Origin of the sequence: Flavobacterium aquidurense (assembly GCF_002217195.1) — a bacterium.
Taxonomy (GTDB): Bacteria; Bacteroidota; Bacteroidia; order Flavobacteriales; family Flavobacteriaceae; genus Flavobacterium; species Flavobacterium frigidimaris.
This window is the reverse complement of record NZ_MUGR01000038.1, coordinates 32,163-45,628: the sequence shown is the minus strand read 5'-3', so window position 1 is coordinate 45,628 and position 13,466 is coordinate 32,163. Positions and strand designations below refer to the sequence as shown.

6 protein-coding genes are annotated in these 13,466 nt (G+C 34.6%); 5 read left to right on the top strand and 1 reads right to left on the bottom strand.

The features are described from left to right. Positions 1 to 155: 155 nt before the first annotated feature. From B0A67_RS19530 to B0A67_RS19515, 4 genes are all read left to right on the top strand, one after another. Positions 156 to 1,433 (top strand): MFS transporter, encoded by a 1,278-nt coding sequence (locus tag B0A67_RS19530; protein WP_072961604.1) that lies wholly within the window; start codon positions 156 to 158, stop codon positions 1,431 to 1,433. Between the two features lie 98 nt (positions 1,434 to 1,531). Then, entirely contained in the window at positions 1,532 to 1,786 is a 255-nt protein-coding gene (locus B0A67_RS19525; RefSeq protein ID WP_026984867.1) for an autorepressor SdpR family transcription factor, read from the top strand. A 2-nt stretch (positions 1,787 to 1,788) separates the two neighbouring features. After that, a complete protein-coding gene (locus B0A67_RS19520; protein ID WP_072961601.1) occupies positions 1,789 to 2,451 on the top strand; it encodes an SdpI family protein in 663 nt (220 codons plus the stop codon). A gap of 25 nt (positions 2,452 to 2,476) precedes the next feature. Further along, a complete protein-coding gene (locus B0A67_RS19515; protein ID WP_072961598.1) occupies positions 2,477 to 3,841 on the top strand; it encodes an alpha/beta hydrolase family protein in 1,365 nt (454 codons plus the stop codon). Between the two features lie 54 nt (positions 3,842 to 3,895). Here B0A67_RS19515 and B0A67_RS19510 read toward each other — a convergent pair whose 3' ends face one another. Continuing rightward, the gene (locus B0A67_RS19510; protein ID WP_072961595.1) at positions 3,896 to 11,125 is read right to left on the bottom strand and encodes an Ig-like domain-containing protein; all 7,230 of its coding nucleotides are present in this window, start codon (positions 11,123 to 11,125) and stop codon (positions 3,896 to 3,898) included. Positions 11,126 to 11,248: 123 nt separating this feature from the next. Between B0A67_RS19510 and B0A67_RS19505 the strand changes: the two genes are divergently transcribed. Continuing rightward, positions 11,249 to 13,465: a B12-binding domain-containing radical SAM protein gene (locus B0A67_RS19505; protein WP_072961591.1), complete on the top strand. Its 2,217-nt coding sequence runs from the start codon at positions 11,249 to 11,251 to the stop codon at positions 13,463 to 13,465. Position 13,466: the final 1 nt, after the last annotated feature.

Here is a 13,466-nt window from a genome sequence, read left to right as displayed (position 1 = left end):
AGGTTTTTAATGATGGGTTATTAGGAGTTTAAAATAAATTTAAAATTTGAAAAAGTTGTTAAAAATGCGTGATAATTTAAAAGTATTTGTTCTAAAGATGAATTATTGCTATCGAAATTCTATTTTTGCAGTTAAAAAAGATATATCTATTTTACATGGAAAATAACCCAAAAAAGAAGAACTCATTAAAACATGTTCTTTTTGGTTCCTTAATTGGAACTACAATTGAATTTTTTGATTTTTATATTTATGCCAATGCTGCGGTGTTGGTTTTCCCGCAATTATTTTTTCCTGATTCTAATCCCACTATGGCGACTCTGGAATCTTTAGCTACTTTTTCGATTGCTTTTTTATCACGTCCTTTAGGTTCTGCTTTTTTTGGACATTACGGAGATAAAATTGGGCGCAAATTTACTTTGGTTGCCGCTTTACTAACGATGGGTATTTCGACTGTTGCTATCGGGTTTTTACCAAGTTATGCAAGTATTGGTGTTGCAGCTCCGTTATTATTGATGTTATGCCGATTTGGACAAGGTGTAGGTTTAGGAGGTGAATGGGGAGGAGCTGTTTTATTGGCTATAGAAAATGCACCTCCAGATAAACGCGCCTGGTACGGAATGTTTCCGCAATTAGGAGCTCCAATAGGATTATTACTTTCAGGAGGAACTTTTTTGTTTTTGACTGACTCAATGAGTAATGAAGCTTTTATGGATTATGGATGGAGAATTCCGTTTATTGCCAGTTCACTTTTGGTAGTAGTAGGGTTTTACATTCGAACAAAAATTACTGAAACTCCCTCCTTCGAAAATTCTAAAAAAGAACAGGAAGAAGTTAAAGTTCCTTTTTTTACTCTTGTAAAATCATATAAAAATCAATTGATTTTTGGAACGTTTGCTGCTATTACGACTTTTTTGGTCTTTTATTTAATGACCGTTTTTACATTAAGTTGGGCGACTTCAGATTTAGGAATTGTTAAAAGAGACGGATTGTTGATACAGTTATTTTCGGTATTGTTTTTTGCTATTTTTATACCCGTTTCGGCTGTCGTTGCAGATAAAATTGGCCGACGCAAAATGCTTATTATAGCTACAGCAGCAATCGCGATTTTCGGGTTTTTCTTTTCTTACTTTTTAAGTTCCGGAAATATTATTCTGGTTACTACTTTTGCCTGTATCGGGATGGCTTTAATGGGATTTACTTATGGGCCCTTGGGGACTTTTTTATCAGAGTTGTTTCCAACGAATGTTCGTTATTCCGGTGCATCGCTGACTTTTAATATGGCAGGAATTCTGGGTGCTGCTTTTGCGCCTATGATCGCAATTTGGTTAGCTTCGACTTATAGCGTGAGTTATGTAGGTTTTTATTTAACCATTGCAGCATGTATTTCTTTATTTTCGTTTTTGGTGATTAGCAAAGAAGAACATAAGTTTTAAGATTATTTTTACAGATATATAAAGCAGCATTAAAAAAAAAGCTGCTTTTTTTTTGTCAATTAAAAAAGTATTTAGATATTTGTCTAAATATATAAATGATGAATGATATTTTTAAGGCATTAAATGATGCGACCCGAAGAGAAATTCTGGAACTTTTGAAGGAGAAGGATTTATCTGCCGGAGAAATTGCCGATGCTTTTAATATTTCAAAACCAAGTATTTCGCATCATTTGGATATTTTAAAACGTGCTGATTTAATTACTTCTGAAAAAAACGGACAATTCATCATTTACTCCATCAATACCACCATAATGGAAGATGTTTTGCAATGGATACTAACCTTTAAAAAATAAAAATGAATTTAGAACTGAAAAAAGAACTTCCAATACTTGGAATTGTTTTGACACCTTTTGTGTATTTAGCTATTATTTGGGACAGCCTTCCTCAGAGAGTTCCAATACATTGGAATTATAAAGGAGAAATTGATAATTGGGGCGACAAGTTTTCGCTTATTTTTATTTTATTTCTTTTGCCGGTTTTAATGTATGTTTTGATGACTTTTATTCCACATATAGATCCTAAAAAGAGAATTTCTTTAATGGGAGGAAAATTCTATCAGCTCAAGTTTTTTTTGGTACTATTCATGTCTTTAGTAGCATTATTAATTCTTTATACTACAAAAGAGCGATCTGTAAATAATCCTAATTTGGTTTTTGCATTGATAGGAGTGCTATTAATGATTTTGGGGAATTATTTTAAAGTAATTCAGCCTAATTATTTTATAGGAATACGTACACCATGGACATTGGAAAATAGTGAAGTTTGGAAAGCTACTCATGCATTTGCAGGTAAGATTTGGCTTATTGGAGGCTTTATTCTATTACTAGGAGGAATAGTTCTCAACAATGCATTTCGTAATGTATTTGTTTTTATCATTATAATTTTAGCATTAATTCCGATAGTTTATTCTTTCATAAAGTTCAAACAAATACAAAAAAGAGATCATCAATCAAAGTAGTTTAATTACATAATCAGTTAAAAAAATGACAAAAATAATACTTATTTTAATTGCAATTTTAGGATCTTTTATCATGAGGGGGCAAGAAATTTCAGGAAAATGGAATGGTGTTTTAAAAGTGCAGGGCACTCAATTAAGAGTATCATTTAATGTGAATAAAACAGAAAATGGTTATAATGCAACAATGGATAGTCCAGACCAGAAAGTGACTGGAGTTCCTTTAGAAAAAGCAACTTTTGAAAATTCAATTTTAAAATTAGAAATACCAAGTGCTCAAATTTCTTATGTTGGAACTTTAAATAAAGACAATATTATTGTAGGTACTTTTACTCAGGGCGGGCATTCTTTCGAGATGAATTTATCAAAAGAAGTGATTGAAAAACAAGTATATGCAAGACCACAAGAACCGCAAAAACCTTTTCCGTATTATACCGAGGAAGTAAAATTTGAAAATAAAACAGATCATGTAACTTTAGCAGGAACTTTATCTTTACCTAAAAAAGAGGGTAATTTTCCGGCTGTAATTTTAATTACCGGAAGCGGCAAACAAAATAGAGATGAAGAAATACTGAGACATAAACCATTTTTAGTTTTGTCTGATTATTTGACAAAAAAAGGAATAGCTGTATTACGTTTTGATGATCGTGGAGCAGGCGAATCTACTGGTGATTTTACAAAAGCAACAACGATTGATTTTGCAAGAGATGTTCAGGCTGGAGTTGATTATTTAAAAAGCAGAAAAGAGATCAATAAAAATAAAATTGGATTAATTGGTCATAGTGAAGGAGGAGTAATAGCTCCAATGATTGCAGGAAATTCAAAAGACATTGACTTTATTGTTTTATTAGCCGGGCCGGGGCTTCGTGGAGATAAATTGTTGTTACTACAAAAAGAAATACTTGAAAGACAATTTGGAGTTCCTGAAAATGACATTCAAAAAGGTCAGGAAATTTTTAAAGGCGCCTACGAAATTGTTTTGGCTTCTTCAGTAAATGATGAAAAGTTAAAAAACAATTTAAGTAGCTATGCTCAGTCAAAATTTGACGATAAAACTGCAAAATCATTTACAGAACAAATTACAAATGGCTGGTGGTACAATTTTTTAAGAATCGATCCGGCAGTAGCTTTAGCAAAAGTAAAATGCCCTGTTTTAGCTCTTAATGGCAGCAAAGATTTACAAGTTCCTGCAACTGTCAATTTAGAAGCGATTAAAAAAGCTTTGATCAAGGCAGGGAATAAAAATGTAACAATCAAAGAACTTCCTGATTTAAATCATTTGTTTCAGGAATGTAAAACAGGTTCTCCTACGGAATATGATACGATTGAGCAGACATTTTCTCCTATAGCTTTAGAAGGAATATCCAATTGGCTTTTAATACAAACAAAATAGGATGCATAAGTTCTAAATAAAAAAACCGCAAAATTTACTTTGCGGTTATTTTTTTTATCGTTTCAGACTGAAATGTCCTCTGTATTCTTTTCCGTTTAATCTTGTTGCAGTAAACCAGTAATCTGATGCAGGTTCCTGACTGCCCAGATAATTTCCATCCCACGGGATATTGGGAGTTATTTCTTTGATAAATTTTCCGTAACGATCAAATATTTTGATTCCTGTATTGGGTTTCAAATAAGCGAAATCTATTGTCCAGGTATCATTATAACCATCATTATTTGGTGTGAAGAATTTAGGGAAAGGTAATTCATCTACAAAATTGATACAATCTCCAACTGTTGCACCCAGTATACTTATGTCAACTGGAATTCTGTCACTTTCGCAATTGTTTATGGTTTGTGAGGCATAATAAGTGATTCCGTTTTCAAGAGCTGTTGCTTCAGACAATGTGGTATTTGAAGATGTACTTTGATACCATTTCATATTTTGCCCTGTAATGTTGATGCTTTTTATTGAAGCATTTTGTTGTACACAGAATGTTTGTGGTGAATCAGCAATTGGATTTTGGGTATCCTGAATTTTTACGGTAATGGCAAGTCTTTTGCTTTCGCAATTGTTTATTGTTTGCGTCGCGTAATAAATACCATTTTGTAATAAAGTAGTTTCTGGTAAAATGTTGCCATTTGTTGCGGCATCATACCATTTAATTGCCGTTCCGCTCAAAGCTATATTTTCTAAAATTGCAATTTCATCGATACAAAATTGTTGGTTACTGCTGCCTGTTGGTAAAGCTGTATCATGAACCCGAATTAAAAATGGAGTTCTGTCACTTTCGCATCCAATAGTTTGAGAAGCGTAATAGGTTTTACTATCTTCTAATAAGGTTGTGCTTGGTAAAGCCGCCGCCGCAAAATTGGTATCGTACCATTTTATGTTCTGTCCTGTTGTTTGAATATCATTTAGTGTTGCATTCTCGCTTTTACAAAATTCCTGATTTGCATTTCCTGTTGGAGCAGAAGGCGTATTTACCATTGAAACCATAACTCCAAATCTAGGGCCTTCACAATTATTAATTGTTTGCGAAGCATAATAGGTTTTTCCGTTAATTAGACTTGTTGTTTCTGATAATAAATTACCATTGGTTAATGCATCGTACCATTTAATTTGATCACCGGTAATTACAATATTTGCAACAGTTGCATTTTGTGCTGAACAAAAAATCTGGTTTGCATTTCCAGCTGGAGCAGCAGTACTTTGGATACTGACTGTAACAGCAATTCTTAAGCTTTCGCAGCCATTGATAGTTTGTGATGCATAATAAGTTGTGGTATTTTGTAGCGCGGTTGTATTGGCTAAAGGTGTTCCAACGGTTTGAGCGTCATACCATTTTATGCTTTGCCCTGTGATAATAATTGAATTTAGTGTCGCATTTTGTTGAATACAGAATGTTTGGGGGCTGGCTAAAGCAGGTTTTGGAGTAAAATTTGTAAAAGGATTGATCGTAACTGTGCTTGCATTTGAAATACAACCGTTATTATTTTTGACCTTAATAAAATAGGTTTTAGGGTCAAGATTTAATTTCATAGCAGTTGTCGTCCAGCTAACACCATTATCGAAACTATATTCTGGTGCAGTGTCAGTAATTGTAATAGTACCTTTAAGATTATTGCAATCCGGCTGGGAAATTGTAAATGCAGGATTGCTCGGATAATCCGTTGGAGCATTAATGGTTGCAGGTAATGCAGCAGACTCGCAGCCAATACTATTTTTAACACGAACCATATAGATTCCGGCTATTAAATTTCCTGAATCAGGATTGGATGAATAATTTTTACCATCGTCAAAACTATATTGGTCAGCTGTACTTGTAATTAAAATCGAGCCAAATGGATTGCTGCAAGTAATAGGCTGGGTAACATTTAATGTTGGAGTTGAAGGAGCATTTGGCGGTACATTGATGGTTGCTTTGTACGCAATAGATTGGCAGCCATTTGTGTATTTTATTCGGATAAAATAACTTCCGGGAGATAAATTGGCAGTGTTGCTGGTATCCCATGTAAGACCATCGTCAAAACTATATAGATTCGCAACCGTAGAAACCATAATGCTGCCTAAGGCAGAACTACAGCCCAGTGGGTTTGTGACTACTACTTGCGGTGCTTCAGGAATTACAGGTGCAGCTTGTATAGTGACCGGTGCAGCCAGAGAAATACAACCCGAATTATATTTAATCATCAAATTATAAGTTCCTGCAGAAAGATTAGATTTTGTATTGGATGGCCCAAACGTAATTCCGTTATCAAAACTATAAAAATCGGCAGCAGTATTAATTGAAATTGATCCTGTAAAATTGGCGCAATTGGGTTGAGTCGCTGTAAAGGAAGGAGCTGAAAGCGCTGATAATGGTGAAATCGTAACTGGAGCAGCATCTGAAACACAACCCGCTGCATTTTTAATTTTTATGAAATAGGTACCAGGCGAAAGATCTGTTTTTGTATTAGAAAAAACGTAGGTTAATCCGTTGTCAAAACTATAGGTTGCAGCATTTGTTGTAATGGTAATAGAGCCTTTTGATGAACTGCAATTTGGCTGAGCTGCAGTAAAATTTGGAGCTGCAATTGTAGTGCCAGAACTCAGGTTGACAACAGTTGTCGATGATTCGCAACTATATGAATTTGTTTTGATTTTAATAATATATGTACCAGCGCCTATATTTATTTTCGTTGGACTTGTAGTCCAACTGTTTCCATCATTAAAACTATAACTGATGGCTGATGTTGTTATGGTGATACTTCCGTCAGTGGCGCCGCAGGAAGAAGGTTGAACGATCTTTACAGCTGGTGCGGCAGGAATTGAGGGAGGAGTATTTATATAGGTATAACTGCTGTAAGAGATACAGCCCAGAGTGTTTTTTATTAATACATTGTATGAGCCTCCAGCTAAATTTTTCTTTACAGGATTTGTAGTCCAGGTTATTCCTCCATCAAAACTATATTGGTCTGCAGCAGAATTTATTATTATAGTTCCACTAGGAGTACTACATGTAGGTTGAATAGTACTGGTATTAGGTGAGGACAGGTAATATTTGTTTATGTAGACATATTGTGAATTTGATTTACAGTTCTTTGCATTTTTAATAAGGATATTATAAGACGAACTCGCAGGATTTAATAAAATTGGATTTGTAGTCCAGGTTATTCCTCCATCAAAACTATAACTGTCTGCAGGAGTAGTAACTGTTATGCTTCCTCCATTTCCGCAGCTGGGCTGTACAACTTTTATATTTGGATTTGGAAGAAAATAAGGATTGATTGATATTGACAAAGCATAAGATTTACAACCGGCTGCATTTTTTATCATAATGTTGTAATAACCAGAAGTAAGTCCTGAAAGAGCGGGATTAGTTGTCCAGGTATTGCCATTATCAAAGCTATACGAACTTGCAACTGTTGCAATAGTAATACTTCCGTTGATTCCACAGGTTGGTTGAATTAATGTAAAATCCGGATTAGGTAAATAATACTGTTGTAAGTTAGTATATGTATTGTAAGGGTTAGATGTGCACCCAGTAGCACTTTTTACTACTAAATAATAACTGTTCGGACTTAGATTAGTAAATACAGGATTAGTACTCCAGGTTTTACCTCCATCTATACTGTATTGTGCTTCAGTTGAAGTAAAAGTTATAATCCCACCAACTCCACAAGTAGGTTGTGTTGTTTTAAAAGTGGGAGCTGGGAGATAAAATTCTTGCAGAGATACCGGGTTTGAGTTAGAAACACAACCTTGAGCATTTTTGATCATTGGGTAATAATATGCTGCTGAAAGGTTTGAAAAAACTGGATTTGTCACCCAATTGGTACCGTCAATACTATAAAAGCTTGCAGTAGTATTAATTTTAATACTTCCCTTTGTTCCACATCCTGGCTGAGTGATGGTTAAATTGGGCTGTGCCAGCTTCGAAGTATCCATATAAATGGAAATGTAATTGGATGTACAATTATCTTTTTTTATCATTAAATAGTAAGATCCCTGGCCTAAATTATTAAAAACATTACTTGTACTCCAGGTTGTACCATAATCGATACTGTAATAATCTGCAGTAGTGTTGAATGTAATATTGCCAATATTTCCACAACTTGGATTGGTAACTGTGTAATCTGGATCTGGAAGCCTTGCGTTATTAATTGAAACACTTACAAAGTTAGAAACACATCCTAAATTGTTTTTTATTGCAATGTTGTAATATCCATAAGAATTAAGATTTGATAAAGAAGGAGAAGTTCCCCAAGTATAGCCTCCATCAAAACTATAGAAACTAGCAGCTGTATTTATTGTAATACTCCCCGAGGATGTACAAGTGGGCTGAACAACTGTATAATTGGGTATATCTATATTAGGATTATTTAAATAAACAGTATTTGGATAAGACATACAGCCAAGATTATTTTTGATAATTACGGTATAAATGCCAGGAGGTAATGATTTAGAATTGAGAGTTGTCCAAGTTGCACCATTGTCAAAACTATAAAAATCGGATAACGAGTTGACGGTGATTTTTCCGTTTACACCACAAGTTGGCTGTTCCTGGGTAATAATTGGCTGATTTAAGTAAGGCTGATTTAAAGAAACATAATTAGCTGAACTGATACATCCTGCACTGTTTTTTATTTTTATTTGATAGCGTCCGAAAGGTAAAATTTTAACATTATTACTAGTCCAAGTTGCTCCATTATCAAAACTATATAAATCTGCTGAAGTAGTAATAGTAATGCTGCCATCTGTTCCGCAAACAGGTTGTTCAGTTGTATATTGAGGGGAGAAATCTTTAAAATCATTTAAATAAGCATAGGTATAATAGGAAGTACAGCCTAAAGCATTTTTAATTCCTAAAGAATAACTTCCTGCGTTTAAATTGCTCATTTTGTTGTTTGTAACCCATGTGCTTCCTCCGTCAAAAGTGTAAAAATCTGAAAGAGTATTGATTGTAATGCTTCCTTTTACAGTACAAGCAGGTAATTCGATTGTATAAGTTGGAGTTTCCAGTGTATTACTACTAATGAGCACATTGTTTGCCGACGAAATACAACCTTGTAAATCTTTGGTACGAATTTTATAATTTGCAGGTAAAAGATTGTTAGCAATAGAATTATTTACCCAGGTTTTACCATCATCAAAGCTATAATATGTAGCTGGAGTTGTAATGGTAATACTGCCGGTATCTCCGCAAAATAAAGGATTGGTGTAACTGTAATTTGGATACAAAGTAGAAGCTGCTGTAATAGTTACACTTTGAGAATAAGAAGTACATCCATTTACGGTCTTTATTTTTACTAAATAGGTTCCGGGATATAAATTACTCTTTGTGTCGCTTGCACCCCAAGTGTAGCCATCATCAAAACTATATTGTGATGCCGGTGAAGTTACTTTTATTGTTCCCGTGGAGACAAAACAAGAAGGTTGCGTAATCTGCAATATAGGAGAAACGGCAGTTTGGCTTGGTTCGATAGTAACACTTGCATTGCTGGTACATCCAAAAGAATCTGTGACAGTAACAGAATAATCTCCTAACGAAGTTACCGTAATGCTTTGCGTAGTTTCTCCAGTATTCCATAAATACGAAGACCCTGGAGAAGCAGTTAATACAGTGCTTCCGGAGCAAACATTTAGAATACCTGTAATATTTGCAGTGGGATTTCTTACCTCTAAATTGGCAGAAATTATTTTGTAGCATGTTGCATCCCTGCTCACCCTGACAAAAACAGAAGCACTTGAACTTGGGTAACTTGTAAAATTGGTAATAGCATTCAAGTTGGATTCGGCCTCGTTATAATTTTTGAAATAACTAAAATTCAAACCCGCTGTAGAAGCAACCACTAAAGAATTTAATGTAGACAAATCAAAATTTTCACTCCCGTCACGGTTTGCATCACATTGAGATATTGTGGCGGTCGTTACATTAATGTTACAACTTGAAGAGCAATTCAAAAAAGAAATATCCCAGCCGGGATTTGCATCAGGATCTATGGCAGAATTAAATGTAGTTCCTGCGCAGGAAGTTCCGGAAATGTCATAATCTACTTGTACGCCTACATTATAATTAGCATTTGTAATATTTGGAAAATCACTGGTTTTTAATGTAAAACAAAATTTTTTATTTGTTGTGTCTAAGCTTGATGTAGTTGATGTACTATAAACTGAAACGTTACTGCTGTTGTAAACATTTAAAGTGATTTTTTTTACTGAGGCGGAAATTCCTCCAGAATTAGGAATCGTATAACTGCCGCAAACTGAAATCGGTAAAGTTGGACAAACTTTATACAAAGGATCTAGTTCTATAGAGCCTTGCAGATTTTCTGCAGAATGTAAAATACAAACATCATCAACATACATATACCCAAAATGCCCGCCCAATCCACATCTTGAAGCCATAAATTCAACGGTAAATTCTTCATTATTAGGAATTGATGAAATGTCCAATATTCCTGATTGCCAATTGCTGGTATATAAAGTAACAAAATCAGAAGACTGACTCGGAACCTTACTGAAAATACAATTTTTTTCATCTCCTACTAAACAAAATTCACTGACAACCGCCTTATTTTTATCTAAAATCCGTGCTTTTACAAAAGCTTGATTATCCGTATGACTATTGTCGTACACACTTTGTAATACCGCTTTGTAGTTGAATTTCAGATAATTTTCATTATTAGTTTTAAACCTTTTGCCCTGCACAATAGAACCATAAGTAGAGGAATTCTCATAATTGATTTTAAGAGCATATTGATCAAATGCTTTAATGTCTCCTATATACGGGTCAACCAAATTGGCAGAAACACCGGTTGCCATAATGTTCATATTATTAGGATCATAGCGATTGATGTAGGAATCGGCAGTATTGGTGATCGACCGGCATTGAGTTGGTCCGGGAGGATCACCTATTGTGCAAAGAAAATTCTTCAGGTAACTGCCTCCGTTTACAGTTTCATATTGCTCAAAACCTCCATTGGTGCACATTTCTACTCCTTGAAGAGTAGCGGCTGTTTTTGAAGTTAAATTTCCATCTTTTGAATTTAAAATTACTTTTTTTAAATTAAGCACTTCTGCCTTCATCTTTTCTTCCCTAATTTTCAAAAATTGTTTTTGTTGTTCCAAATTTTGAATGAGATGCCCATTTTTATCTTCTAATAAAAAATTATTGGACGAATTAGGATTAATTTCTTGCGCAAAAACACAAGTACATTTGATAAAAACAATAAATAAGAGTAAAATTTTCTTCATATACGATATTTAGCTGCGAAGCAAATGTAATTAAATATCTACAAAATAAAACTAAAATCACAAGTTGAATCTTTTCCTGAAAAGTCTCTAAATATCCTGTATTTTTGCAAAAAATAAATTCTTTTGAAAACGAAACTTTTTGTTGTTACCCCGCCTTTTACCCAACTGAATACTCCGTATCCGGCGACAGCGTATATAAAAGGATTTCTAAACACAAAAAAGATCGAATCGGTTCAGGCAGATTTGGGTATTGATGTGATTTTAGAATTGTTTTCGAAAAAAGGATTGATTGATTTGTTTGAAGTTTCAGGTTTCAGGTTTCAAGTTTCAGGTTCTGAAACATCTGATAACTCTAAACGTATTTTTGCTTTACAGGATGAATACATCAAAACTATTGATGCTGTAATTCAGTTTTTACAGGGGAAAAATCCAACATTGGCCTTGCAGATTTGTCAGGAAGATTTTCTGCCGGAAGCGTCTCGTTTTGCACAGTTAGAAGAATTGGATTGGGCATTTGGAACCATGGGAACTCAGGATAAAGCGAAACATTTGGCAACTTTGTATCTTGAAGATATCTCCGATTATATTGTTGAATGTGTCGATGAAAATTTTGGCTTTAGCCGATATGCTGAGCGTTTAGGCCGAAGCGCCAATTCATTTGATGAATTGTATGAGGCTTTACAGCAAGAACCCACTTATATAGATGCGATTTTAATTTCGATTTTAAAAGCGAAGATTGAAACGATTCAGCCTACATTTTTTCTGATTTCTGTTCCCTTTCCGGGGAATTTATACAGCGCTTTCAGATGTGCACAATGGATCAAGCAACATCATCCCGAAATCAAAATTTCGATGGGTGGCGGTTTTCCTAATACCGAATTACGTTCACTTTCAGATGCTCGTGTTTTCGAGTTTTTCGATTTTATCACTTTAGATGATGGAGAAGTTCCAATTGAAGAACTTGTTGAAAATTTGTCATCCCGAGCGGAGTCGAGGGACGAGAAGCGTTATAAAAGAACTTTTTTATTAGAAGACGGAAAAGTAGTGTACAAAAACAATTCTTTAAAACACGATTACAAACAGGCTTATGTAGGAACGCCTGATTATTCTGATTTGTCTTTGGATAAATACATTTCGGTAATCGAAATCGTGAATCCAATGCACAGAATGTGGAGCGACGGACGTTGGAATAAACTCACCATGGCGCACGGTTGCTATTGGGGAAAATGTACTTTTTGTGATATTTCGTTAGATTATATCAAAGTATACGAACCTGTTGCTGCCAATTTGTTGTGCGATCGAATGGAAGATATGATGCTGCAAACAGGGCAAAACGGATTCCATTTTGTCGATGAAGCAGCTCCTCCTGCTTTGATGCGTGCTTTGGCTTTAGAAATTTTACGCAGAAAATTAGCTGTTACGTGGTGGACAAATATTCGATTTGAGAAAAGTTTTTCTAAAGATTTGTGTTTGTTATTAAAAGCTTCCGGATGTATTGCTGTTTCCGGTGGTTTAGAAGTTGCTTCTGACCGATTATTAAAACTAATAGACAAAGGGGTAACGGTGGAACAAGTGGCAAAAGTGACGCGAAATTTTACCGAAGCCGGAATTATGGTTCATGCGTATTTGATGTATGGATATCCAACACAAACCATTCAGGAAACTGTTGACAGTCTCGAAATGGTACGCCAATTATTTGAAGCAGGAATTCTGCAATCCGGTTTTTGGCATCAGTTCGCCATGACAGCGCATAGTCCGGTTGGGCTGTATCCGGAGAAATTTGGCGTAACAAAAAAGACCGAAGCCATTGGAACTTTTGCTAACAACGATATTGATTATACAGATTCTACAGGAATCAATCATGATAAATTTAGTTTCGGATTAAAGAAATCGCTCTTTAATTTCATGCACGGAATCTGTTTTGATTATGAACTGCAAGATTGGTTTGATTTTAAAATTCCGAAAACAAAAATAGATCCTGATTTTATTTTTAATGCATTGGAAGAAGGAAATGATTTTAATACCAAACCAAATGCAAAAGTCGTTTGGTTAGGAGGAAAGCCTTTTGTTGAACATTTCACAAAATCTAAGAAAGGAAGATCCTGGGAAATCATGACTTTTACTTTTCATGATAAAAAAGAAAGTTTCAACCTTCAGACCAATAAGGAAGAAGGGGAATGGCTGGTAGAGATTTTAACCAAAATAACGATTTCAAATGCTAAGAATTATACTTTTCAGGAAGTAAAGGCCGACTTTGAAACCAATTTAGAGGACTTTGAATTATTTTGGTATTCAAAACCAATTAATACATTGCGTGAATTTGGATTACTGGTTTTATAAA

Coding starts and splice junctions, on each gene's coding strand:
- B0A67_RS19530 (WP_072961604.1), top strand. CDS start 156: ATGGAAAATAACCCAAAAAAGAAGAACTCATTAAAACATGTTCTTTTT.
- B0A67_RS19510 (WP_072961595.1), bottom strand. CDS start 11,125: ATGAAGAAAATTTTACTCTTATTTATTGTTTTTATCAAATGTACTTGT.
- B0A67_RS19520 (WP_072961601.1), top strand. CDS start 1,789: ATGAATTTAGAACTGAAAAAAGAACTTCCAATACTTGGAATTGTTTTG.
- B0A67_RS19515 (WP_072961598.1), top strand. CDS start 2,477: ATGACAAAAATAATACTTATTTTAATTGCAATTTTAGGATCTTTTATC.
- B0A67_RS19525 (WP_026984867.1), top strand. CDS start 1,532: ATGAATGATATTTTTAAGGCATTAAATGATGCGACCCGAAGAGAAATT.